The following is a 22,395-nucleotide window of genomic DNA, read 5'->3' on the forward strand; positions in this document are numbered from 1 at the left end:
CCTCAGAACCGCAACGCGACTGCGCGTGACTCGATCGGTGCCATCCGGCTCTGGTCATGCAACTGCAGCTCGCGCAGTTCGAAGGGGGCACCGAAGCCGGCCGGCAGCGCTGCCTGGTCGAACGGCAGCAACAGCTGGCCGCGACCGGGACCGTCGAACCATGCGGCGGCGTGCGCCTGCGCGACCGGACGCAGTTGGCCATCCGGGCCCGTGGCGTGCAGGGTGCCGCGCGCTTCGTAGCGCCCGGCGGCGGCGACCTGCACCGGCAGCGCCACGCGCCGGCTGGCCTGGTCCGGTGTGGCCTGCCCGACGAAGCGGGCGGTCGGCCGGGCTACGGCGAAGGCGACCTTGCCGTCGCGCAGTACGCCATCGGCCTGGGCGAACACCTGCAGTTCCCACAGGCCCTGCGTGTTGCTGGCCTCGGCGGGAATCCGTACCTGCGCGTGCAGGCTGCCGTCGGTCGTACGCAGCAACCGCTGCGGCCAGCTGCGGCCATCGGGTGCGACCAGCAAGGCTTCGCCGCCCAGTCCCCCGCGACGCGCCTGCAACTGGGCGGGACTGGCTCCGTCTTCAAGCAGGCGTGCCCGCAGCTGTATGCTGCCGCCGGCCAGGACCTGCGCCTGGCTGGCCTGCACCTCCAGCCGCAACGGGCTGTTGGGTTCAAGCACCTGTACGACGTAGCGGCCCTGCGCCTGCGCGCTCTGCAGGCGGTAATTTCCCGCAGCACTGCCCGTGCCGGTGCGCAGCATGCTGCTGCCTTCGCCCACGGGCATGCCGGCGTCCTGCAGCTGGCGCGCGTCGACGGCGCGGGCGACGCTGCTGCGGCCGGCCGGATCCCGGACCTGCAGTGACTGCGCCGGAACCGCGCGCGCACCGGCTGCCGGGCTCAGCTGGATCACCGCATCGGGGGCGGTCAGCGGCAGCTCCAGGCCACGTTGCAGCTGCGCGCCATCGACCTGCTGCCAGTAGCTGCGGCTGACCGAGGCGTAGGGCGTGGAGGCCTGCAGGGTCTGCGCCGGGTCCAGTGCCCAGGCAAACGCCAGGGGCGCGTGTTCGCTGCCGTCAGGCGGCAGCGGTGCGGCCACCAGCGCGGCCACCACCTGGTCGCCGGGGAGGGCGCGCAGCGGCTGCGCAGCGTGCACCGTGACGGAGGCCGTGGCCAGGGCTGCCAGCACGGCGATGGTCAGCGGAAGGGAATTCATCGTCATCGTCGTCGTCCTCACTGGGCCAGGTCGTTGCGCAGGATGGCGCCCAGGCCGAAGCACTCGCGGCGGCTCTGGTTGTGGCTCAACGGCTCGGAGCCCTGCGTGCGCGCGGTGTCGGTGAACCAGGTACTGCCCGCCGCCTTCTGGCTGCTGCACTCCAGGAAACCGTCCGAGCACGAGGACAGCCAGTTCTGGGTGAACTCCAGGCCGACGTTGGCCGCGTAGCCGCCGCAGTAGCTGTTGCTGTCCCACACGGCCGATTCGACATCGCTGCCGACCACCGCGCGGAACGGCTTGGGCAGTGCCGGCCGACCGGCCGTCCCGTACAGGTTCTGCGCGTTGTAAGTGGCCATGCTGGCGACCTGCTGCTGGCGCACGGCATCGTTCTTGTAACCGAGCAGCCAGCCCAGGGAGGTTTCGAAGGTGTTGCCGTTGAGCACGGCATCGGCCAGCGGCGTACCCGCCGATGAGGGTGCCAGCGCGTTGACCTTGCGCACCGTGCGTATGATGTTCGGGTAGCGGCTGTCGTAGGTCGGGTTGGAGAGGATCCAGCGCATCACGTTGCCGCCGTTGGAATGGGTGATGACCACCAGCTGGGTGATGCCGCGGCTGTTGATGAATCCGGTGAGCTGGTCGGCCAGGCAGCCGGCGGCTTCCGGCTTCCACATGTACTGCGTGAAATCGCAGTTGATGACCACATAGTTGCTGCTGTTCGGCAGCCCCTGGCGGACGGTGTCGATGATCGCCGGTTGCCAGTAGTCCTGGGTGGCGTTGGTCTGCGCGCCGGTGCCGTGCACGAAGGCCACGCCGACCACATCGGCGGCGGTGGCCGGCGTGACGGCCATGGTGGCGAGCAGGACCAGGACGGTACTTCCTGTTGCGGTGCTGCGCATCGCTTCTCTCCCTCTGTCAGCGGATCCCCCCGACCCGGCTGGAATGGAATGGCACGCGTGCCATCGTTGCGCCGATGCTCGATGCCCCGGCGCGTGAAAGTCCGTGCGCTGCGCCCGGATTCGGGAGAATGGCGGAGCGCGATGACGCTTTTGCCCCGTTTTGATGACCATGCCGGGTCTGGCCGTATGACCGACGGCCACTGCGACGCCGGCTGCGGGCTGCGATCATGGCGTGGTGTTTCCTCTGCTGAGCCTGACCATGTCTGTGATCTTCCGCCCTGCCCGTCCCCTGCTTGGCCTGGCCATCGTGCTGGCGCTGGCCGGCTGTGCCGCGTCTGCTGCCCGGCCGACCGCCGTCGAAGCCAACGTCACCACCAAGGCCGTGGGCTATCTGGACGCGCGCGCCGTACCGGCCAGCCTGGCCCTGGTTCCGGCGCCACCGGCCGCGGGCTCGGCGGGCTTCGCCCTGGATGAACAGGTCAGCCGCGAAGCGCGTGCACTGCGCGGCAGCCCACGCTTCGCCCAGGCCACACTGGATGCCGAACTGGGCTTTCCGGAAGGTGCCAACCAGTTTTCCTGCGCGGTCGACATCGATGTGGACGCGGTGAAGACGCCCGCGCTGTACCGCCTGCTGGAGCGCAGCCGGATCGACGCCAGTGCTGCCACCAAGGTCGCCAAGAACCACTACCAGCGCCCGCGCCCGTTCATGGTCAATGGCGAGCCGACCTGCACGCCGGATGATGAAGCGGGGCTGCGCAGCAACGGTTCCTATCCGTCCGGCCACACCTCGATCGGCTGGGCATGGGCCCTGATCCTGTCGGAGATCGCGCCGGATCGTGCCGATGCCATCCAGGCCCGTGGCCGCAACTATGGCGAGAGCCGCCTGGTGTGCAACGTGCACTGGCAGAGCGACATCCTCGAAGGCCGTTTCATGGGGGCTGCCGCCGTTGCCCGGCTGCATGACAATGCTGCGTTCCAGCGCGACCTGCTGGCGGCACGCAGCGAGATCGCCGCCGCGCGCAAGGCCGGCCTGCATTCCAGCCGCAACTGCACCGCCGAAGAGGCAGTGCTGAAGGTACGCCCGCAGAGCGCGCTGTAAGCGCTCGCGGCGCAGAGGTGGCGCCGGGCCATGCCCGGCGGACACCGAACGCAGAAGGGCCGGCATTGCGCCGGCCCTTCTGCATTGCCTCGGTACAGCGACCGCATCAGAACTTAGCGGTGAACTCCACGCCCCAGGTCCGCGGCTCGTTGAGGAAGCCGGTCAGGTTGTTGAAGTCGATCGCACCGACCACGCGGGTCTGGTTGGTGAGGTTGCGGCCGAACACCGCCACGTCGTACTGGCCGTACTCCCAGTTGTAGCCCAGGCGCAGGCCGCCTTCCAGCGAACTGCGGCTGCGGAACTCCGGCGACTCGTAGATGAAGAAGTTCACCGGGCTGCGGTAGGCCCAGTCGGTGTAGGCGTACAGCTCGCTGCCATCGGTGAGCGGGAAGCCCACGCGCAGGGTCATGTTGTGGATCCACTTCGGCGCCTGCGGCAGCGGATTGCCGTTGACCAGGGCGTAGGTACCGCCGTTGATCACCGTGGTCGGATCGGTGATGGTGCAGCCACCGCCGCAGATCGCCACGGCCAGGTTTTCGTCCTTGATCTCGGTGTCGTTGTAGCTGCTGCCCAGGGTCAGCAGGACGTTGTCGGCCAGGTAGGCTTCCAGGTCCAGCTCCACACCCTGGCCGATGGTCTTGTCGGCGTTGAGCAGGGTGGCGGTATTGTTGCTGCCGCCGACCGCGATCAGCTGCTGGCCGTCGACGTCGTAGCGGAACACGCTGAAGCCCAGGCGGGCGCGGCGATCGAACAGGTCGGCCTTGATGCCGGCTTCGTACGAGATCACCTTCTCGGAATCGGCCTGCGACACGCCACCGAAGGCCAGACGGCCCTGGATCGACGGCGCGCGGAAGCCCTTGGCCACGCGTGCATACGCATTGACGTTGTCGGTCAGCTTGTACACACCGCTGACATCCCAGCTGACGTCATCGACGTCGGTGTTGGCCAGGTACGGCCCGCTCACCGGGGTGCCGCCCTGCACGGCCTGCAGCACGCGCGCGGTGAAGTCCTTCTTGTCCTGCGTGTAGCGCACGCCGGCGCGCAGCTTGAAGCGGTCGGTGACATCGAAGTCGCCCGATGCGAACACCGCCCACGCCTTGTTGCGCTGGCTCTGCACGGCATGGCCGGTCTGCGGATTGCCCGGCGTCAGCGAGTCGTAGTTGAAGCTGTCGATGGTGACGTCTTCATCGAAGTAGAAGACACCGGCCTGCCAGTCGAAGCGGCCCCACTCATTGGATTCCACGCGGAATTCCTGGGTCCACTGGCGGTGGTGCGGCAGGCCATCGGCCGATTCGGACGGGAACGGAATGAAGCCCGGGCCATAATTGCCGGCGCCGAGGAACGAAGCACCGTAGCCACCGTCGATATCGCCGCGGTTGAGCGATTCGGCAGTCTCGTAGCCGGTGATGGAGTGCAGGGTCACCGAGCCGAGGTTCCACTGCAGGCGCGCGCTGCCGCCCCAGGTTTCCAGGTCGGAGAAGTTCACGCCGTCGTTGGCCACCTTGTCGCGGTCGAAGTTCTCGACCAGCGCGTTGCTGCCCTTCTGGATGATGTTGGCGCGGAACAGGCGGGCGGTGCCGTTGAGCTTGCGCTTGTGCAGGTTGAACAGGGCCTCGAAATCGTCGCCCTCATACAGGAACTGCACGCGGCCGGCGGCCTCGTCATAGCCTTCAAAACCACTGTTGGGCGCGCCGACGCGGGTGTTGTCGACCCAGTCGTCACGGCGCTGGTAGATCGCCGAAACGCGTGCCGACCAGCGGTCGGTCAGCGGGCCGCCGTAGGCGCCCTGCACGTTCCAGCTGTTGTAGCTGCCGTAGCCGACGCGGACGTAGCCATCGGCATCCTGCGACGGACGCGCCGAATCGAACTTGACCACGCCGGCCGGCGTGTTGCGGCCGAACAGGGTGCCCTGCGGCCCACGCAGCACTTCCACGTTGGCCAGGTCGAACAACGGGAAGCCCTTCAGCAGCGGGCTTTCCTGCACCACGTCGTCGTACACCAGCGAGACCGGCTGCGAGGCATTGAGGTCGAAGTCGGTGTTGCCGAGGCCGCGCATGTAGAAGCGCGGGAAGGCACGGCCATAGGACGATTCGATGTTGAGGCTGGGTACGCGCGCGGCCAGGAAGCGGATGTCGTCGCCGGCCGAGCCGAGCACATCGAGCTTCTCGCCCTGGATCGCGGTGATCGCGACCGGCACGTCCTTGGCATTCTCGACGCGGCGCTGGGCCGTCACCTGCAGGGTATCGAGCGCGACCGGATCCTTGGCGGCGGGGGTTTCCTGGGCGGCTGCAACCAGCGGCAGCAGGGCGGAGAGAGCGGCAACGAGGGGGCGCGCGACCGGAATACGGCCGCGGGAAGTGCGGGTCGGGGACATGGCGGTAGGCTGTGTTTGGAGGGGTGGTAAAACGGCGCTACCAGATAATTGTTGCAATACAGCACCTGCGCCGCAAATGGCCGCTGTTCATGGCGCGGTCGCGGGCCACCAGGGAGGGTCGCTAGACTCGGGCTTTCCCACCCCGACCCGGCGCACCGCCATGACCCAGTGGTACTTCCATTCCTCCGCCCAGGCCGACCGCATCGGGCCGCTCGATGACGAAGCCGCGCGCCGCTACGCGCAGGCCAACCCCCGCGCGCTGGCCTGGTGCCAGGGCATGAGCGGCTGGACCGCCATCGCCGAGGTGCCCGAGCTGCAGGCGCCCGCCCCGGGCATGCCCAACACGCCGCCACCCGTGCCGGGCGGGCCTGCGCGGGGCCGGGCCGACGACATCGACTTCCGCATCGTCGGCCATGAGATGCAGTTCGTGGAGATCGAGCTGGATCCCGGCGAGAGCGCCATCGCCGAAGCCGGCGCGCTGATGTTCAAGGACGCCTCGGTGCAGATGGATACGGTGTTCGGCGACGGCACGCACAGCGGCCAGGGCGGCGGCATCATGGACAAGCTGATGTCGGCCGGCAAACGCGTGCTGACCGGCGAGAGCCTGTTCGCCACGCTCTATACGCATACCGGGCAGGGCAAGGCCAAGGTCGCGTTCGCCGCGCCCTACCCCGGCACCGTGCTGGCCATGAAGCTGGACCAGCACGGTGGCCGCCTGGTCTGCCAGAAGGACAGCTTCCTGGCGGGGGCGCGCGGCGTGCAGATCGGCGTGCAGTTCCAGCGCAAGATCATGACCGGCCTGTTCGGCGGCGAAGGCTTCATCATGCAGAAGCTGGAAGGCGATGGCTGGGTGTTCATCCACGCCGGAGGCTGTGTGGTCGAGCGCGAACTGGCCGCCGGCGAGCGCCTGGACGTCGATACCGGCTGCGTGGTCGCCTACCACCCGACGGTGGACATGGACGTGCGCCGGGTCAGTGGCATCAAGAGCATGGTGTTCGGTGGCGAGGGCGTGTTCCTGGCAACCCTGACCGGACCGGGCAAGGTCTGGCTGCAATCGCTGCCGTTCTCGCGCCTGGCCGGCCGGATGTGGATGGCCGCGCCGCAGGGAGGTGGGCAGAACCGCGGCGAAGGCTCGGTGCTGGGCGGCATCGGCCGCATCCTCGACGGCGACAACCGGTTCTGATCGCCCGCGGGTAGCGCCGGGCCATGCCCGGCGAGCGCAGCGGCCCTGAACTGCCCGCCAGGCCATGCCCGGCGCTATCCATGGCGGTCCATGAATAGGGCGTCGTCCTGCCCTGCCCGGCCCGCCGTGGCTTCGGTATGCTGGCGCCCTTCCCTGAATCCGGCGCCGCGAGCGCATTGCCGATGAGCCTGTTCCGTCCCCGCGTGCTGCTGTCCGTTGCCCTGCTTGGCCTGCTGGCCGGTTGCGGTGGCGATCCGGTGCGTCCGGCGCCGCCGCCGGCGCCGACCGTGGTGCCGCAGGCCAAGCCGGTGAAGATCGGCATCGCGCTGGGCGGCGGCGCGGCCAAGGGCTTTGCCCACATCGGTGTGATCAAGATGCTCGAGGCCAATGGCTTCGAGCCGGTGGTGGTGTCCGGCACCAGCGCCGGCAGTGTGGTCGGCGCGTTGTACGCCAGCGGCATGGATGCGTTCCAGATGCAGAGCCGGGCCGTCGCGCTGGATGAAGCCAGCATCCGCGACGTGCGCCTGTTCTCCGGCGGGCTGGTGCAGGGCCAGAAGCTGCAGGACTACGTCAACGAGCAGGTCGCCAACCGTCCGGCAGAGCGCCTGAAGAAGCCGTTCGCCGCCGTCGCCACCCAGCTCGAAACCGGCGAACGCGCGATCTTCGTGCGCGGCAATGTGGGCCAGGCCGTCCGTGCGTCCAGCAGCATCCCCGGCGTGTTCGAGCCGGTGAAGATCGGCGGACGCAACTACGTCGATGGCGGCGTGGTCAGCCCGGTGCCGGTCGATGCCGCGCGCCAGCTCGGTGCCGACTTCGTGATCGCCGTGGACATCTCCAGCAAGGCCAGTGGCAAGGCACCGACTGACATGCTCGGCATCGTCAACCAGTCGATCGCGATCATGGGCCAGCGCCTGGGCGAGCAGGAACTGGCCCGCGCCGACATCGTGATCCGCCCGCGCGTGCTGGATATCGGTGCGGCTGATTTCAGCCAGCGCGGGACCGCGATCCTGGAGGGAGAAAAGGCGGCGATGGCCGCGATGCCGCAGATCCGCGCGAAGATCCAGCAGATGCAGAAGGCGCGCGCCGCCGCGCTGGCACCGCCGCCGGTAGCCGCGCCGAAGTGCGAGGAGACCTCGCGGCTGGGCAGGCTGATGGGGCGCAAGGACAAGTGCTGAGCCCTCGCCCGCGCTGAGCGGTGCTCAGGGTTCCAGCTGCGACAGTGGCAACGCCTGGAAGCCCTTCACCGTGCGCAGCACGAAGCTGGAATTGGCATCGGCCACGCCACCGGCATTGAGCAGGCGGTCCAGCAGGAAGCGCGAGAAGTGCTCGAGGTCGCGCACGTAGACGTGCAGCAGGTAATCCATGTCGCCGGTGAGCGCATGGCAGGCCACCACTTCATCCCAGCCCTGCACGCTGTCCACGAAATGCGCGATGGCCGCCTGGTCGTGCTTTTCCAGTTGCACCCGCACGAACGCCTGCAGGCCCAGCCGCAGCTGCCGGGGTTCCAGGCGCGCGCCATAGCCGACGATCACACCCTCGCTCTCCAGCCGCTGCAGGCGGCGCAGGCAGGCGGAGGGGGAGAGGTTCACCCGGGCCGCGAGCTCGGCATTGGTGGCGCGACCATCCCGCTGGATTTCGGCCAGCAGGCGTATATCCGTGCGATCGAACTGGACTTCTCCGGCCATTGTTGCCCCGCAACATGGTGAGTACGCAAGGATATTGCGCCAGCAAGGTTATTCCGCGCAACTTTTGCAACCCTGTTGCGCCCGCCCTGCCCTAGCATCGTGGACATCCCTTCAAGGAGCGTCCCATGGATCCCGCCCAGCCCCGCCGCGTCGAACACCAGCAGACCGACAAGGGCTACGTGCCGGTGTACACCACCGCGCTCGTCGAGCAGCCGTGGGATACCTACAGCGCCGATGACCATGCGACGTGGAGCACGCTGTACCAGCGCCAGCGCGAGCTGCTGGTTGGCCGAGCGTGCCGGGAGTTCCTGGACGCGCAGGACGAGATGGGCATGAGCGCGCACATGATTCCGCGCTTCGACCAGCTGAATGAAGTACTCGGCGCAGCCACCGGCTGGACGCTGGTGGGCGTGGAGGGGCTGCTGCCGGAGCTGGACTTCTTCGACCACCTGGCCAACCGCCGCTTCCCGGTCACGTGGTGGATCCGTCGCCCCGACCAGATCGACTACATCGCCGAGCCGGACCTGTTCCACGATCTGTTCGGCCATGTGCCGCTGCTGATGAATCCGGTGTTTGCCGATTACATGGAGGCCTACGGCCGTGGCGGTGTCAAAGCCCACGCCATCGGCCCGGAGGCGCTGCAGAACCTCACGCGCCTGTACTGGTACACGGTGGAGTTCGGCCTGATCGATACCCCGGATGGCCTGCGCATCTACGGCGCCGGTATCGTCTCGTCAAAGGGCGAATCGCTGTACTCGCTGGAATCGGCCGCGCCCAACCGCATCGGCTTCGACCTGCAGCGCATCATGCGCACGCGCTACCGCATCGATACCTTCCAGAAGACCTACTTCGTCATCGACAGCTTCGAGCAGCTGATGCAGGCGACGTCGCCGGACTTCACCCCGATCTATGCCTCGCTGGCCGAGCAGCAGCACCTGCCGGCCGGTGACGTGCAGGCCGACGACCGTGTGTTCCAGAAGGGAACCGGCGAAGGCTGGGCCGACGGCGGCGACGTGTGATGCGGCAGGGGCATCCGTAGGGCCGGCTCCACGCCCGGCTCCGCGGGTCAGCGCGGGTATGCCAGCAGCAGCACCAGATCCTCGTCACCCACCTGCTGCAGTGCATGCAAACTGCCTTTGCGCGTCAGCAGGGCATTGCCTGCGCTGACGTCGTACTGCGTGCCGTCCAGCACGTAGCTGCCCCGTCCGCTGACGATGTAGTAGATCTCGTCCTTGTGCTGCGGATGCAGGCCGATGCCTGCACCCTTGTGCAGCACGCGCTTGCGCAGCACGAACGGCAGGTCCTTCTCTCCGGCGAAGAACGGATAGGCCGTGGTCGGCCCGGCGCCACCATGCGGGCCGGGCTGGAGGATGGCGATGTCATGCTCATGGACCACGCGCGAGGGCTGCGCCGGTTGCCCGCCCTGCCCCGCCGCCGCGCTCACGTCACAGTCGATGTCGCGCACGAGTGCATCTTCCAGCCCCGGCTGCAGCACCCTCCACTCGCGCAGCACCAGGCAGGCGACGGCGTTGGCGCCGGCCACGCTGAAGTGGGTGCCGTCGGCCTTGCCCTGCTCGGGCACGAACAGGAAGTAGGGGCGTGCACCCTGCTCGCCCAGCGCGCGTATCCAGCGCGTGCTGCGGTCGTTGAGTTCGATCAGGGCAACGTGCTCGCGCGCGGCCAGCTGCTGCATCGCCCGCGTGTAACGCGCATGTGTGTCCAGCAGCGAACCGAAGTCATACAGCAGCCGCGCCACCGGCGTGACCAGCACCGGCGTGGCGCCCTTGTCGCGCGCCACCTGCACGTAACGCATCAGCAGGCGCGGATAGTCGCTGTCCGGATCGGTATAGCGCGTGGGATCTTCGAACTTGGCGTCGTTATGGCCGAACTGGATCAGCAGCACATCGCCGCGGCGCAGCTCGCTGGCGATCGCATCCAGGCGGCCTTCATCGATGAAGCTGCGCGTGCTGCGGCCTCCCCGGGCGTGGTTGCGCACTTCGAACCGCGCCGGATCGAGGTAGCTCTGCAGGGCCTGGCCCCAGCCCGCCTGCGGCGCGCGCTCGGGACCGTACTCGGCCGCGGTGGAGTCACCGGCGATGAACACCCGCACCGGCGCCGCCTGCGCGGTGGTGCACGACAGCAGCAACAACAGCAACAGCCTTCGCATCGCGGCACTCCTGTAGAGCCGAGCCATGCTCGGCTGTTTTTCGATCAGAGCGCGACAGCCGAGCATGGGCTCGGCTCTACAGACCGGTGTGCCTCAGCGCGCCAACCAGCCACCATCGACCGGCAGCACGGCGCCGTTGATGTAATCCGATGCGCTGGATGCCAGGAACACCGCCGCGCCGGCCAGATCCTCCGGTGTGCCCCAACGGCCGGCCGGAATGCGATCCAGGATCGCCTTGTTGCGGTCGGCGTCGGCACGTAGGGCCGCCGTGTTGTCCGTGGCCATGTAGCCCGGCGCGATCGCGTTGATGTTGACGCCCTTGCCGGCCCATTCGTTGGCCAGCAGGCGGGTGATGCCGGCGATGCCACTCTTGCTGGCGGTGTACGACGGCACCCGGATGCCGCCCTGGAATGACAGCATCGAGGCGATGTTGATGATCTTGCCGCTGCCCTGGGCGATGAAATGACGGCCCGCCGCCTGCGAGATGAAGAACGCCGACTTGATGTTGACGTTCATCACGTCATCCCAGTCCTGTTCGCTGAACTCCACCGCGTCGGCGCGGCGGATCAGGCCGGCATTGTTGACCAGGATATCCAGGCCACCCAGTCCCTCGATGGTTTCGCGCACCACGCGCTCGACCGGCTCGATGCTGATCAGGTTGGCTTCCACCGCCAGGCAGCGTCGGCCGAGCGCGGTGATCTTCTCGATGGTTTCGGTGGGCGGCGCGATGCCGGCCACGGCGACATCGGCGCCGGCGGTGGCCAGCGCAACCGCGATACCTTGGCCCAGACCGGTATTACCACCGGTTACCAGAGCGACTTTGCCTTCCAGGCTGAAGGGATTGGCCATTGCGTGTGCGTTCCTTGGTAGAGGTGTGCGTGATGCAGGCGAACGGCCACCGGCACGCGTGCGCGGCGGCCAGGCAGGACTTACTTGAGCTGGCAGATGTCCAGCACGTGCATGTCGGTGTAATCCAGGTTCTCGCCGCCCATCGCCCAGATGAAGGCGTAGTTGCTGGTACCGGCACCCATGTGGATCGACCACGGCGGCGATACCACGGCTTCGTTGTTCTGGATGACGATGTGGCGCTGCGCGTCCGGTTCGCCCATGAAGTGGTACACGCGGTCGTTGTCGCCCAGGTCGAAGTAGAAATAGACCTCGCTGCGGCGGTCATGCAGGTGCGGCGGCATGGTGTTCCACACGCTGCCGGGCTTGAGCACGGTCAGGCCCAGCAGCAGCTGCGAGGACTGGCAGGTGGCCGGCACGATGTACTGGTAGATGGTGCGCTCGTTGCTGGTCTCCAGCGCGCCGCGGTCCAGCGCTACCGCGTCCTTGATCGACAGCTGCTTGGTTTCAAAGCGCGCATGGGCCGGGGTCGAGGCCAGGTAGAACTGAGCGGGGTTGGCGGCGTCCTGCGAGGCGAACACGACGTCTTTGCTGCCCATCGCCACGTACAGGCCATCCTTCGGGCCCAGCGTGTAGACGGTGCCGTCGACGGTGACCGTACCGGTACCGCTGCCGACGTTGATCACGCCCAGCTCGCGACGCTCCAGGAACGGATGGCCGGCGGCCGACGCCGGTTCGGTCTGCACCGGCAGCGCCAGCGGCGCATCCAGGGGCGCCGCGCCACCGAGTACGAAGCGCTCGTAGTGGGTGTACTTCAGCGTCACCTGGCCGGGGTTGAACAGGCCGTCGAGCAGGTACAGCTCGCGCAGCTGGTCGTTGCTGGCGCCCTTGATGGCGTCGGGATGGGTGGCGTAGTGGGTCTTGCAGTACATGGCATCTCCAGAGCAGGGGGCGGGCCGATCATTCGGCCCCGGCACGGTTCAGGGGGATTCTAGCGACGTTGGTAACCGGTGTCATTTTGCGCCGCACGATAGCGCTCAACGGTCGCGGCAAGGTGGGGCGGCTTCAACGGAGTCGCAGGCAGGCCTGCGGGCTACCGGACTGATCCCCGCCGGATCAGTCCTCCGGCGGCTGGCAGGAGTCGCGCACGATCAGGTGCGGGCGCACGCTGGCGATCTGCAGCGCCGGCTGGCCGTCGGGCTGGATCAGCATCGCCGCAGCGGTGCGGCCGGTATCGCGGGTATGGCGCCGTACCGAGGTCAGCGACGGCCAAAGGCGCGAGGCCAGCGGGCTGTCGTCGTAGCCGATGATGGACAGCTGGCGCGGGATGTTGATGCCTGCACGCAGCGCCACCTTGTAGATGCCCGCCGCCATTTCATCGTTCCCGGTGAAGATCGCGGTCGGCCGGCGCTTGCCCAGCAGCAGCTTCTCGGCGGCGGCCACGCCCGATTCAAAGGTGTAGCCCGCCTCGATGATGCGGTCCTTGGGCAGCTCGATGCCACGCTGCGACAGCGCATCGATGAAGCCGGCGGTACGCTCGTGCGCCGAACGATAGGCACTGGGCCCGGTCACCAGGGCGATGTCGCGGTGGCCCAGCGAGAGCAGGTAGTCGGCCGCTTCGGCGGCGCCGTCACGATCGTGGGTGACCACCATCTGCGAACTCTCGTCCAGCGGCAGCGCGGCCACGCGGGTGAAGCGGCAGCCGATCTCATCCAGCATGTCCGCCAGCGCCTGGTCCTCGGAGGCACGCGGTACCAGGATCACCCCATGCAGCTTCTGCTGCTGCACGAAGCGGCGCACGCCGTCGATGTAGCCCGGGCTGCGGCTGTCGCAGGGGTGCACGACCAGCTCGAAGCTGGAACCGCGCAGCGCGTCGAGTGCACCGTACTGCATGTCCACGATGTACTGGGCGGTGGGGTTGTCGTAGACCATGCCGATCAGGAAGGATCGACGGAAGGCCAGGCCGCGCGCCAGCGGATCGGGCGTATAGCCCACCTCGCGCATCAGGGCCTCTACCTTGTCGCGCGTGTCCTTGCGCACCAGCGGTGAGTTGTTGATGATCCTTGAAACCGTTTTCTTGGACACTCCGGACAGTCGCGCGATGTCGTTGATCGTGGCTGCCTTGCCTTTGGCCAATGCCGGCGTGGCGGCATCATTCTTGTTGCGCACTGACATGTAATGGACCAGGTAAGTCGGGGGATTTCCGGCCGCGCACTCAGTCCAGCGCGCGGTAGCGGAAGCTGCGGAAGGTCACCGCACCGTCACCGGCAGCGTACAGCGCCGGCTTCAGGGCGAGAAACTTACCAGCCACATTGTGATGGTAACCCGAGGTTTCCATCTGAACCGGGTACTTCTGCCAGGTCCGGCCGTCGCTGCTGGTATGGAAGGTGACGATATGGCGGTTGTTGGTGACGCGCAGCCAGAGCCGCCCGCCGCGCTCGCTGGGCGCAAGCCGGGCAGGGCGTTCCTCGCCGTAGCGGTGCATGATGAACTGCTCGCCGTTGCTGCCCACGCCTACATAAAGACGGTCGCTGTAGAACAGCAGCGCGCCCCCGACTGCGCCCGGCGCGACCTCCAGCTCCACCTCGAACTGGTAGGCCGGATCGCCGGCGATGGTGGTCAGCGGAGACGCATCGCGCGGCGCACTGCCCTTGCCCTGCATCACCAGCCCATCGCCGCTGAAGCGCAGGCGCCGGTACTCGTCACTGCCCGGGTTGAAGAACGCCCACTGTGGCCCGAGCCTGCCGCCGCGGAAATCATCCGAAAGCGCCATGCCGTGCGGTGCCAGGGCGCTTCCGGAAGGCTTGCGCAGCGGTTGGCCGAGGTCACCGCCCCTGGCAACGAACCAGCCATCGTCCGTCCACTCGATCGGGTCCAGCAGGGTCTGCCGGCCCAGGGTCCAGAAGCCGTTCTCATACCCGTGGTACATCATCCACCAGCGACCGTCGGTGCCTTCGATCACTGTCGCGTGGCCTCGTGACCACCACGGCTCGGACGCCGACTGCGTGCGCGTGATCGGATTGTTCGGTGCGTTCTGCCAGGGCCCATGGATGGAGCGCGAGCGCGCAGTGATCACCATGTGCCCGGTGGGTGGGCCGGCGGTGCCTCCCACGGCGGTGGTCATGTAGTACCAGCCCTCGCGGAAGTGGATCTTCGGTCCTTCCTGCGCATAGGCTTCCACATCCCAGCTCTGCGGATAGCGCCAGCCGTCGTAGACATGCTTCGGTGTGCCGACCACGCTCAGCCCGTCATCGGCCAGCTGCACATAGTCGCCTCCACTGAGGAACAGGTAGCGCTTGCCGTCCTCGCCCACCGCATGGCCGGGGTCGATGTAGCCGCCCAGGCCGATGTCGATCGGATCGCTCCACGGCCCGCGGATGTCATCGGCCCACACCACGAAGTTGCTGCGGTGTTCGCCGGTCCGGGCCGGGAAGTAGATGAAGTAGCGACCCTGGTGCTTGACGATGTCCGGTGCCCAGATCGCACCCACGTTGCGGGTGATGGCATGACCCAGCGGCTGCCAGTTGACCAGGTCCCGCGAATGCCAGATCGGCAGGCCGGGATAGGCGTCGAAGGAGGACAGGGTCAGGTAGTAGTCCTGTCCGTCCTTCAGGACCGACGGATCGGGGCGGTCGCCGGCCAGCACCGGGTTCAGGTAGGTGCCGTCGCCGAGATCGGCCTGGCGCTGGTTCTCCAGCCCACGTGCCCAGGTCGGTGAGGCCGGGCCGGAGGCCAGCGCCGGAAGCGCGGCCAGCAGCAGGCTGGCCAGGGCCACGGCAGGGATGCGGCGAAGCGGACGGTGCATGGCAGCGGTCTCCGGCTCAGCTGCGCAGCGTGGCCGGCAGCCACAGCGACAGGGCAGGGAAGAAGGTGACCACCAGCAGCACGCCCAGCGCAGCGAACCAGAACGGCCAGATGGTACGCATGCTCTGGCCCACGCTGATCTTGCCGATGGCGGTACCGATGAACAGCACCGAGCCCACCGGCGGTGTCACCAGGCCCAGGCCGCCGGTCAGCACCAGCACCAGCCCGAAGTGGATCGGATCGATGCCGTACGCGCGCGCCACCGGCAGGAAGATCGGCGTGCAGATCAGGATCATCGGTGCCAGGTCCATGAAGGTTCCCAGCAGCAACAGCATCACCACGATCATCAGCAGCACCATGAACTGGCTGTGCGCGAAGGACTGCAGGAAATCCACCGCCGCCGCCGGCACCTGCAGGTAGGCCAGCAGCCAGCCGAATACCGCAGCGGTGGCGATCACGAACAGGATCACGCCGGTGCTGCGTGCGGCGTGGACGACCGTGGCGAAGAACTCGCGCCAGCGCAGTTGCCGGTACAGCACCGTGGTCACCAGCAGTGCGTACACCACGGCGATCGCCGCGCTTTCCACCGCAGTGAAGATGCCAGCGCGGATGCCGACGAAGATCAGCGCGACCAGACCGAGGCCGGGCAGAGCGGAGATCATCCGCAGCAGCACCGCGCGCCAGCCCGGGAACACCTCCACGCCATAGCCGCGGCGGCGCGCGACGACGTAGCCGGTGATCATCAATGCCAGCGTCATCAGCAATGCCGGAACGATACCCGCCGCGAACAGATCGGCGATCGAGAGGCCGCCACCGGCTGCGGCCGAGAACAGGATCAGGTTGTGCGAGGGCGGAACCAGCAGCGCGACCAGGGCGGCGGTGATGCTGACATTGACGGCGAAATCGCGGTCATAGCCGCGCTTGACCATCTGCGGAATCATCGTGCCACCCACCGCCGAGACATCCGCGATGGCCGAGCCGGAGACGCCGCCGAAGAACAGCGAAGACAGGATCGAAACCTGGCCCAGGCCACCACGCAGGCGCCCCACCAGCGAGGACGCCAGCGCGATCAGGCGCTCGGAGATGCCGCCGCGCATCATGATCTCGCCAGCGAAGATGAACAGTGGAATGGCGATCAGCGATGCGGACCCGGTGCCTGCCGAAATCTGCTGGACCAGAACGATGGACGGGATGTCCAGGTAGAGCAGGGTGGCAAGGGCGGCCGCAGCCAGCGCGTAGGCCACCGGCACGCCCAGCAGCAGGAACACCGCGAACACCGAGAACAGAATGGCGATACCCATGGATCAACGATCTCCTTCAGCGTCATCGGCGGCAGCGTCTGCCGGCGTGGACTGCGTGGCCTTCCACGCACGGTTCAGCGCGAACACCACCATCAGCACGCCGCCCAGCGCCAGCGGCAGGTAGTTGATGCTCTGCGGAAGCTCGGCACCGGCGGTCTTGATGTCCAGGCCGTCGAGAAGAAGCTCGGCCGACCACACTGCGATGAACGCGCCCAGCACGGCCACCACCAGTTGCACCAGCACGTCCACAGCGCGGCGCAGCGCCGGCGCCATGTAGGCATGCAGCAGGAAGAAGCCGAAGTGGCGGTTGGTGTGCACGCCACACGCCGCGCCCAGGCTCATCGCGGTGCTGAGCAGCAGCAGGGTCACCGGTTCGGTCCAGCTCGGGGAATCGTTGATCACATAGCGCGCGAAGACCTGCCAGCCCTGCACCACCACCAGCCCCAGCAGGGCCGCCACGGCGGTGTAGATGGCAATGTCGGCGATGCGGTCCAGCAGGCGCTGCCCGGGGCCGGGTGGGGAGAACGTCGTCGTTTCGGTCATGGCTGTGTCCTCAGGCTGCACCGCGGATGCGATCGACCAGCGCGGCGATTTCCGCATGCTGCAGGTACTGCTGCAGCAGGGGCTGCGCGGCGGCGCGGAACGCCGGCATGTCGACCTCGTTGGCCTTCACGCCGTACGCCAGCACCGCGCGTCGTGCCGCATCCTCGGAGGCATCCCACTGGTCGCGCATCACCTTCACCGACGCACGTGCGGTCTCCAGCAGCAGCTGGCGGTCATCCGGCTGCAGCCGCTCGAAACTGGCGCGTGACATCAGCAGCACGTCCGGTGCATACGAGTGATCGCTCTGCGACCAGTAGTGCGCAGCCTCGAAGTGACGGCTGGAGTGGAAGCTGCGCATGTTGTTCTCGGCACCGTCGATCATGTGCGTCTCCATGCCGGAGAACGTATCGCCCAGCGACATCGGCGTCGGGTTGGCGCCGAGCAGCCGCATCAGCTGGATGAAGATGTCCGATGATGCGACGCGCAGCTTCAGTCCGTGCAGGTCACCGGGCTGCGTGATCGGATGCCGGGTGTTGTAGAAGCAGCGCGCACCGGAATCGTAGATGGCCAGGCCGACCAGGTCGCGGCGTTCGAAGCCGCGCAGCACGGCATCGGCCACGCCGCCATCAAGCGCTGCCCGCTGATGCGCCACCGATTCGAACACGTAGGGCAGGCACAGCGCCTGGGTCAGCGGAAACGCGTTGTTCAGCGCGCCCGCATAGACACGGGTGATGTCGATGGCGCCGAAGCGGGCCATGTCGATCGCTTCGGACTCGCGGCCGAGCTGGCCCGAGTGGTACTGGCGCAGACGCAGGCGTCCCTGGGTCTCACGCTGCAGGGTCTCGCCGATCCACTTCACCGCTGTCACGGTGGGGTAATCGGCCACGTGCACATCGGTCGCCGTCAGCAGTTGGCCGCCGGCTGCGTCAGGGCCCGGCCCGCGGCCACAGGCGGCGAGCAGGGGAGTGGCAAGTGCAGTGGCGCCACCGGCCAGGAAATGTCGTCGTGTGATCATCTGCGCCCTCCCGCGCGTGTTCACTGGTTCGTGCCGCGGCTTACCCGGCCGGCACGGCCCTGCAGGCAATCTCGCCGAAGCCGGCGAAGCGCACCAGCGCCGTTTGTCCTGCCTGGATGTCGTGGATGCCGGTCGCATTGCCGGTGGCGATCAGGTCGCCACGCCGCAGGGGCCGGCCGCGAAGCGCGGAACGGGACAACGCGAACGCGTATGCCGCGCGCAGGCCACCGGGCAGGCGGCTCGCGCCGCCGACCCCGACCACCTCACCCTCGATCAGGGTCTCGGCGCGCAGCGCCGACTCATCGAGGGACGTCCAGTTGCCGATCTCCGGCCCCAGCACGAGGCCGTTGTTGTTGCCGAAGTCGGATACCACCACGCGCGGGCCCAGCTCGTTGATCGTTGCCAGCGGGCTGCTGGCAACTTCGACACCCAGGTACAGGCGGGCCGGCAACGCTTCAGCCTGTTCCGGCGACCAGTGCAGCTGGTCGCCGGGGGCATCCTCCAGCAGTTCCAGCACGTACTCGGCCTCGATCGCGGCGAAACCGCCGACGAACACCGGAACATCCGTTGTTCCACCGGTAGCATTTTTGAGCTGAGGCTTGAAGATCGGGCCCAGCAGCCGTTCGTCCCCGGACGCATCGCGGCGTTCGGCAGCGATGTAGCCGACCTTCCAGCCGACCACCGGCTGGTTCCAGCGGGCGATGGCCAGGTCCTGGACCTGGTAGGCCGCGACCAGGTCCGCCGGGATGTCGCCCGGGAACGCCTCCAGTGCCTGGCCCGCAAGGCGTGCGGTGGTGAAGGCCTGGGCAATCGCGGCCGCATCGGCCGGCGGCGTGTGCCCATGTGTGCCGTGTTCGTTGCTCAAGAACGTCTCCCTCTGGCGTTGTTGCGCTGCCTATCGACAGCGTCTGCAGGACGTGTATATGGTAAACCGGTGTCATCACGCAAGCGGCAGCGCATCACGCCGTCTTTGCCGACGCCGCCAGCGCCCTGTCCTGTCCTGTTGGAGCCCCGTCAGTCATGCGTCTGCCCATCGTGTTGCTGTGCCTGTCCCTGCTGCTGCCGGCGGCGCCCGCCTGCGCGGTCGACACGTCGTTGCGCGAAGGCGAGCGTGTGGCCCAGGCGTTGCCCGGCGAGCAGCTGCCGTTGTGGCCGGCAGGCGCAGTGCCGGGCGAACCCGGCCCCGCACGTCCGACGCGGGTGGTCGAGCGCAGTGCGGACCCTGCACGCCCGGACCGCTACGCCGACCAGATCGACGCGCCCTCTCTGCAGGTGTACACACCCGCCCGGCCGAACGGCCGGGCCCTGCTGGTGATCCCCGGCGGCGGCTACCAGCGGGTGGTGATCGACAAGGAGGGCAGCGCGCTGGTTCCGTTCTGGGTGGACGGCGCCGGCTACACCCTGTTCGTCCTGCGCTACCGCCTGCCGCAGCCGGGGCGCGACCGCCAGGCCGCGCTCGCCGACGCGCAGCGCGCGCTGCGGGTGGTGCGCGACCAGGCGCGACGGCGCGGACTGGACGCGAACGACGTGGCGGTGATGGGCTTCTCGGCGGGCGGCCACGTCGCGGCGCGGCTGGCCACCGGCTTCGACATCGCCGTCCATCCCGCACGGGATGACCTCGACCGGCTGAGCGCCCGCCCGAGCCGTGCCGTGCTGGTCTACCCGGTGATCGACATGGGCGCGCATGCGCACAGCGGCTCGCGCGCCCGCCTGCTGGGTGAGCATCCGGGGACCTCGCTGCAGGCAGACTATTCGATGCAGCAGCGCGTACGTGGCGACATGCCGCCGACGCTGCTGGTCCACGCCGCCGACGACGCCGTGGTGTCGGTGCGCAACAGTGAACTCATGGCGCAGGCACTGGCGGGTGCGGGTGTCGAGCACGAACTGCACGTCTTCGCCCATGGCGGCCACGGCTTTGGCATGGACATCCCCGCGCGGTCGACGCTGGCACTCTGGCCGCTGCTCGCACAACGCTGGCTGGGCCCTGCGGAGGACGCGCGATGAACGATGCGCCGGCCGACCTGCAGCGTCGGCGGTTCCTGCGCGACAGCGCCCGCTGGGCGCTGGCCACCGCGTCCGCTACGGCTGCCTTCACCGCATTGCCAACGCTGGCCAGCGTGCCGGGTGTCCGCGACGACCGCCTGCCATTGGCCCGGGTCCGTGGCGGACGTGTGCGTGGCCAGCGCGAGCACGGGGTACTGGTGTTCCGTGGGCTTCGCTATGGTGCCGATACCGCTCGCCACCGCTTCCAGCCGCCACGGCATGAAGCTGCCTGGCGCGGCATCGCCGATGCACTGGAGTACGGTCCGGCCGCACCGCAGGGCGGCAGTGAAGGGCCCGGCAGCGAGGACTGCCTGTTCCTCAATGTGTGGACGCCCGCGCTCGGCGACGGTGGACGCAGGCCGGTGCTGGTGTACGTTCACGGCGGTGGATTCAACAACGGGTCCGGCAGTGATCCGCTGTACGACGGCGCTGCGCTGTGCCGCCGCGGCGATGTGGTGGTGGTCACCCTCAATCATCGCGTCAACACGTTTGGCTATCTCTACCTGGGGGCGTTGGGCGATCCGCGCTACGCCGCCTCGGGCAACGTCGGCCAGCTCGACCTGGTACAGGCGCTGCAGTGGGTGCGGCAGCACGCGGCGGTCTTCGGTGGCGACGCGGCGAACATCACGGTGTTCGGGCAGTCCGGCGGGGGCGCCAAGATCGCCACGCTGATGGCGATGCCTGCGGCCCGAGGGCTGTTCCAGCGCGCGTGGACGATGAGTGGCCAGCAGGTCACCGCTGCCGGACCGCGCGCGGCCGCGCAGCGGGCTGCGATCGCGATGCAGGCCGTCGCTGCACGTGATGTGCAGGCCCTGCTGGACCTGCCGGTCGACGTGCTGCTGGAAGCCACCCGTGCGCGTGATCCCTCGCGCGTGGAAAGCACGTCGCTGTACTTCGGCCCGGTGCTGGACGATGTGGTGCTGCCGGTGCATCCGTTCTGGCCACAGGCGCCGCAGCAGTCGGCGGCGATTCCGATGGTGATCGGCAACACCCGCGACGAGACCCGCGCGTTCCTCGGCAACGATCCCGCCAACTTCGCCCTGACCTGGGAAACACTGCCGGCACAGCTCGAACGACAGCAGTTCGTCGATCTGCGGCCGGAGACCGTGATCGCCGAGTATCGCCGCCTGTATCCGCACTACACGCCCTCTGAAGTGTTTTTTGCTGCAACCACGGCTGGCCGCAGCTGGCGTGGAGCGGTGGAGGAACTGGAAGCGCGGGCGCGCCAGCCCGCGGGCGCAGCACCGACCTGGGCGTACCAGCTGGATTGGGGGTCGCCGGTGGAGGAGGGGCGCCTGCGTGCTTTCCATACGCTGGACATCCCGCTGGTCTTCGACAACGCAGGGCTGCCGGGCGCGTGCACCGGGGGGGGCGATGATGCGCGTGCGCTCGCGGCGACCATGAGCGAGGCCTTGATCGCCTTCGCCCGCAGCGGCGACCCCAATCACGCCGGATTGTCGCAATGGGCCCCTTATACGCTGCCGCAACGGCGGACAATGCTGTTCGATCGCACCAGTCGCGCGGTTGACGATCCGCGCGCAGGCGAGCGCGCGCTCTACGGAAAAGTGCCTTTCGTGCAGCGTGGCACGCAGTGATGACACCGCAGCACAAACATTCTGTTAACTCCGCTCGGCTAGAGTCGGGTCATGGGAGACACGTTCACGCCACTGCCGTTCACCGGCCGGGAGCGCCTGCTTGCCGCCATTGACGGTGCGGTAGCACTGGCGGATCCGCACGCGATCACCGAGGGCCTGCAGCGCGTGCTGCGTGATGCCATCACCGATCCTTCGATACAGCTGCCGCCGTGTGTACGGCGACCGGTGCGTGGTCACTACGCACGTCGTGAACTGCACCGCAGCCGGACCCTGGGGTACAGCGTCATCGCCATGTGTTGGGGCCCGGGGCAGGGTACGCCGCTGCACGATCACGATGCGATGTGGTGCGTGGAAGGCGTCTGGCAGGGCGAACTGCTGGTCACGCCGTATGCGCTGCTGGAGCGGAAGGGCACTCGCCACCGCTTTGCCGCGCAGCCGACGCTGTACGGCCAGCGCGGCAGCGCCGGCAGCCTGATTCCCCCGCATGAATACCACACGCTGCGCAATGCCAGCGATGCCGACGTGGCCGTGTCGCTGCACGTCTACCAGGGCGTGATGGAGCGCAGCGCGGTGTTCGAGCCGCTGGGCGATGACTGGTACCAGCGACGGGTGAAGCGTATGGAGACCGACGCGGCATAGCCC

Annotated in this window: 20 protein-coding genes; 7 read left to right on the forward strand and 13 right to left on the reverse strand. The window is 68.0% G+C overall.

Annotation, left to right across the window (positions count from 1 at the left end):
• Window positions 1-2: 2 nt before the first annotated feature.
• Both N5J29_RS04725 and N5J29_RS04730 read right to left on the reverse strand, forming a co-directional pair.
• Entirely contained in the window at window positions 3-1,208 is a 1,206-nt protein-coding gene (locus tag N5J29_RS04725; protein WP_164151490.1) for a DUF4785 domain-containing protein, read from the reverse strand.
• 11 nt (window positions 1,209-1,219) lie between these two features.
• Entirely contained in the window at window positions 1,220-2,098 is an 879-nt protein-coding gene (locus N5J29_RS04730; RefSeq protein ID WP_053516037.1) for a hypothetical protein, read from the reverse strand.
• A 259-nt stretch (window positions 2,099-2,357) separates the two neighbouring features.
• On the opposite strand from N5J29_RS04730, the gene N5J29_RS04735 reads away from it, so the two are divergent.
• Entirely contained in the window at window positions 2,358-3,197 is an 840-nt protein-coding gene (locus N5J29_RS04735) for a phosphatase PAP2 family protein (RefSeq protein WP_065182115.1), read from the forward strand.
• Between the two features lie 106 nt (window positions 3,198-3,303).
• Here N5J29_RS04735 and N5J29_RS04740 read toward each other — a convergent pair whose 3' ends face one another.
• Window positions 3,304-5,571, reverse strand: coding sequence for a TonB-dependent receptor (locus N5J29_RS04740; protein WP_164151492.1), 2,268 nt, complete (start codon window positions 5,569-5,571; stop codon window positions 3,304-3,306).
• Between the two features lie 160 nt (window positions 5,572-5,731).
• Between N5J29_RS04740 and N5J29_RS04745 the strand changes: the two genes are divergently transcribed.
• Both N5J29_RS04745 and N5J29_RS04750 read left to right on the forward strand, forming a co-directional pair.
• The gene (locus tag N5J29_RS04745) at window positions 5,732-6,754 is read left to right on the forward strand and encodes a TIGR00266 family protein (RefSeq protein WP_053516031.1); all 1,023 of its coding nucleotides are present in this window, start codon (window positions 5,732-5,734) and stop codon (window positions 6,752-6,754) included.
• Between the two features lie 182 nt (window positions 6,755-6,936).
• Window positions 6,937-7,929, forward strand: a complete 993-nt coding sequence (locus tag N5J29_RS04750) for a patatin-like phospholipase family protein (protein WP_164151494.1) — start codon at window positions 6,937-6,939, stop codon at window positions 7,927-7,929.
• 24 nt (window positions 7,930-7,953) lie between these two features.
• Here N5J29_RS04750 and N5J29_RS04755 read toward each other — a convergent pair whose 3' ends face one another.
• Window positions 7,954-8,439: an Lrp/AsnC family transcriptional regulator gene (locus tag N5J29_RS04755; protein ID WP_053516027.1), complete on the reverse strand. Its 486-nt coding sequence runs from the start codon at window positions 8,437-8,439 to the stop codon at window positions 7,954-7,956.
• A 125-nt stretch (window positions 8,440-8,564) separates the two neighbouring features.
• Here N5J29_RS04755 and phhA point away from each other — a divergent pair, with 125 nt between their 5' ends.
• Window positions 8,565-9,458 carry a phenylalanine 4-monooxygenase gene (gene phhA, locus N5J29_RS04760; RefSeq protein ID WP_053516024.1) on the forward strand — a complete coding sequence of 298 codons (894 nt, stop codon included), beginning with the start codon at window positions 8,565-8,567 and terminating at the stop codon, window positions 9,456-9,458.
• A 47-nt stretch (window positions 9,459-9,505) separates the two neighbouring features.
• Here phhA and N5J29_RS04765 read toward each other — a convergent pair whose 3' ends face one another.
• The 9 genes from N5J29_RS04765 to N5J29_RS04805 form a co-directional block, all read right to left on the reverse strand.
• A complete protein-coding gene (locus tag N5J29_RS04765) occupies window positions 9,506-10,606 on the reverse strand; it encodes a GDSL-type esterase/lipase family protein (protein WP_164151496.1) in 1,101 nt (366 codons plus the stop codon).
• A 93-nt stretch (window positions 10,607-10,699) separates the two neighbouring features.
• The gene (gene kduD / locus N5J29_RS04770; RefSeq protein WP_053516021.1) at window positions 10,700-11,455 is read right to left on the reverse strand and encodes a 2-dehydro-3-deoxy-D-gluconate 5-dehydrogenase KduD; all 756 of its coding nucleotides are present in this window, start codon (window positions 11,453-11,455) and stop codon (window positions 10,700-10,702) included.
• Window positions 11,456-11,535: 80 nt separating this feature from the next.
• Window positions 11,536-12,384, reverse strand: coding sequence for a 5-dehydro-4-deoxy-D-glucuronate isomerase (gene kduI / locus N5J29_RS04775; protein ID WP_053516019.1), 849 nt, complete (start codon window positions 12,382-12,384; stop codon window positions 11,536-11,538).
• 184 nt (window positions 12,385-12,568) lie between these two features.
• On the reverse strand, window positions 12,569-13,627 hold the full coding sequence (locus N5J29_RS04780) for a LacI family DNA-binding transcriptional regulator (RefSeq protein WP_053516017.1): 1,059 nt from the start codon (window positions 13,625-13,627) through the stop codon (window positions 12,569-12,571).
• Between the two features lie 40 nt (window positions 13,628-13,667).
• Complete coding sequence (locus tag N5J29_RS04785; RefSeq protein WP_053516015.1) at window positions 13,668-15,257, reverse strand: family 43 glycosylhydrolase; 1,590 nt, start codon at window positions 15,255-15,257, stop codon at window positions 13,668-13,670.
• A gap of 16 nt (window positions 15,258-15,273) precedes the next feature.
• A complete protein-coding gene (locus N5J29_RS04790; protein WP_065174099.1) occupies window positions 15,274-16,557 on the reverse strand; it encodes a TRAP transporter large permease in 1,284 nt (427 codons plus the stop codon).
• Window positions 16,558-16,560: 3 nt separating this feature from the next.
• Window positions 16,561-17,100 (reverse strand): TRAP transporter small permease, encoded by a 540-nt coding sequence (locus N5J29_RS04795; protein ID WP_164151498.1) that lies wholly within the window; start codon window positions 17,098-17,100, stop codon window positions 16,561-16,563.
• 10 nt (window positions 17,101-17,110) lie between these two features.
• Window positions 17,111-18,115, reverse strand: a complete 1,005-nt coding sequence (locus N5J29_RS04800) for a TRAP transporter substrate-binding protein (protein ID WP_065182105.1) — start codon at window positions 18,113-18,115, stop codon at window positions 17,111-17,113.
• Between the two features lie 40 nt (window positions 18,116-18,155).
• Window positions 18,156-18,980 carry a 2-keto-4-pentenoate hydratase gene (locus N5J29_RS04805; protein ID WP_164151500.1) on the reverse strand — a complete coding sequence of 275 codons (825 nt, stop codon included), beginning with the start codon at window positions 18,978-18,980 and terminating at the stop codon, window positions 18,156-18,158.
• Window positions 18,981-19,153: 173 nt separating this feature from the next.
• Here N5J29_RS04805 and N5J29_RS04810 point away from each other — a divergent pair, with 173 nt between their 5' ends.
• Genes N5J29_RS04810 through N5J29_RS04820 form a run of 3 tightly spaced genes read left to right on the forward strand, consistent with a single transcriptional unit; the run spans window position 19,154 to window position 22,392 of the window.
• Window positions 19,154-20,119, forward strand: a complete 966-nt coding sequence (locus N5J29_RS04810; RefSeq protein ID WP_164151546.1) for an alpha/beta hydrolase — start codon at window positions 19,154-19,156, stop codon at window positions 20,117-20,119.
• Window positions 20,116-21,753, forward strand: coding sequence for a carboxylesterase family protein (locus N5J29_RS04815; protein ID WP_164151502.1), 1,638 nt, complete (start codon window positions 20,116-20,118; stop codon window positions 21,751-21,753). The genes N5J29_RS04810 and N5J29_RS04815 overlap by 4 nt, the downstream gene beginning before the upstream one ends.
• A gap of 51 nt (window positions 21,754-21,804) precedes the next feature.
• Complete coding sequence (locus N5J29_RS04820; protein WP_164151504.1) at window positions 21,805-22,392, forward strand: cysteine dioxygenase family protein; 588 nt, start codon at window positions 21,805-21,807, stop codon at window positions 22,390-22,392.
• The last annotated feature ends 3 nt before the right edge of the window (window positions 22,393-22,395 follow it).

Source organism: Stenotrophomonas sp. GD03680 (genome assembly GCF_029844625.1).
In the GTDB taxonomy this organism is placed as follows: Bacteria; Pseudomonadota; Gammaproteobacteria; order Xanthomonadales; family Xanthomonadaceae; genus Stenotrophomonas; species Stenotrophomonas maltophilia_P.

Excerpts from the sequence above, each read along its gene's own strand:
- N5J29_RS04795 (WP_164151498.1), bottom strand. The coding sequence starts at position 17,100 with ATGACCGAAACGACGACGTTCTCCCCACCCGGCCCCGGGCAGCGCCTG.
- N5J29_RS04815 (WP_164151502.1), top strand. The coding sequence starts at position 20,116 with ATGAACGATGCGCCGGCCGACCTGCAGCGTCGGCGGTTCCTGCGCGAC.
- phhA (WP_053516024.1), top strand. The coding sequence starts at position 8,565 with ATGGATCCCGCCCAGCCCCGCCGCGTCGAACACCAGCAGACCGACAAG.
- N5J29_RS04800 (WP_065182105.1), bottom strand. The coding sequence starts at position 18,115 with ATGATCACACGACGACATTTCCTGGCCGGTGGCGCCACTGCACTTGCC.
- N5J29_RS04785 (WP_053516015.1), bottom strand. The coding sequence starts at position 15,257 with ATGCACCGTCCGCTTCGCCGCATCCCTGCCGTGGCCCTGGCCAGCCTG.
- N5J29_RS04755 (WP_053516027.1), bottom strand. The coding sequence starts at position 8,439 with ATGGCCGGAGAAGTCCAGTTCGATCGCACGGATATACGCCTGCTGGCC.
- N5J29_RS04730 (WP_053516037.1), bottom strand. The coding sequence starts at position 2,098 with ATGCGCAGCACCGCAACAGGAAGTACCGTCCTGGTCCTGCTCGCCACC.
- N5J29_RS04745 (WP_053516031.1), top strand. The coding sequence starts at position 5,732 with ATGACCCAGTGGTACTTCCATTCCTCCGCCCAGGCCGACCGCATCGGG.
- kduI (WP_053516019.1), bottom strand. The coding sequence starts at position 12,384 with ATGTACTGCAAGACCCACTACGCCACCCATCCCGACGCCATCAAGGGC.
- N5J29_RS04765 (WP_164151496.1), bottom strand. The coding sequence starts at position 10,606 with ATGCGAAGGCTGTTGCTGTTGTTGCTGCTGTCGTGCACCACCGCGCAG.
- N5J29_RS04780 (WP_053516017.1), bottom strand. The coding sequence starts at position 13,627 with ATGTCAGTGCGCAACAAGAATGATGCCGCCACGCCGGCATTGGCCAAA.
- N5J29_RS04725 (WP_164151490.1), bottom strand. The coding sequence starts at position 1,208 with ATGACGATGAATTCCCTTCCGCTGACCATCGCCGTGCTGGCAGCCCTG.
- N5J29_RS04735 (WP_065182115.1), top strand. The coding sequence starts at position 2,358 with ATGTCTGTGATCTTCCGCCCTGCCCGTCCCCTGCTTGGCCTGGCCATC.
- kduD (WP_053516021.1), bottom strand. The coding sequence starts at position 11,455 with ATGGCCAATCCCTTCAGCCTGGAAGGCAAAGTCGCTCTGGTAACCGGT.
- N5J29_RS04790 (WP_065174099.1), bottom strand. The coding sequence starts at position 16,557 with ATGGGTATCGCCATTCTGTTCTCGGTGTTCGCGGTGTTCCTGCTGCTG.
- N5J29_RS04750 (WP_164151494.1), top strand. The coding sequence starts at position 6,937 with ATGAGCCTGTTCCGTCCCCGCGTGCTGCTGTCCGTTGCCCTGCTTGGC.
- N5J29_RS04820 (WP_164151504.1), top strand. The coding sequence starts at position 21,805 with ATGGGAGACACGTTCACGCCACTGCCGTTCACCGGCCGGGAGCGCCTG.
- N5J29_RS04740 (WP_164151492.1), bottom strand. The coding sequence starts at position 5,571 with ATGTCCCCGACCCGCACTTCCCGCGGCCGTATTCCGGTCGCGCGCCCC.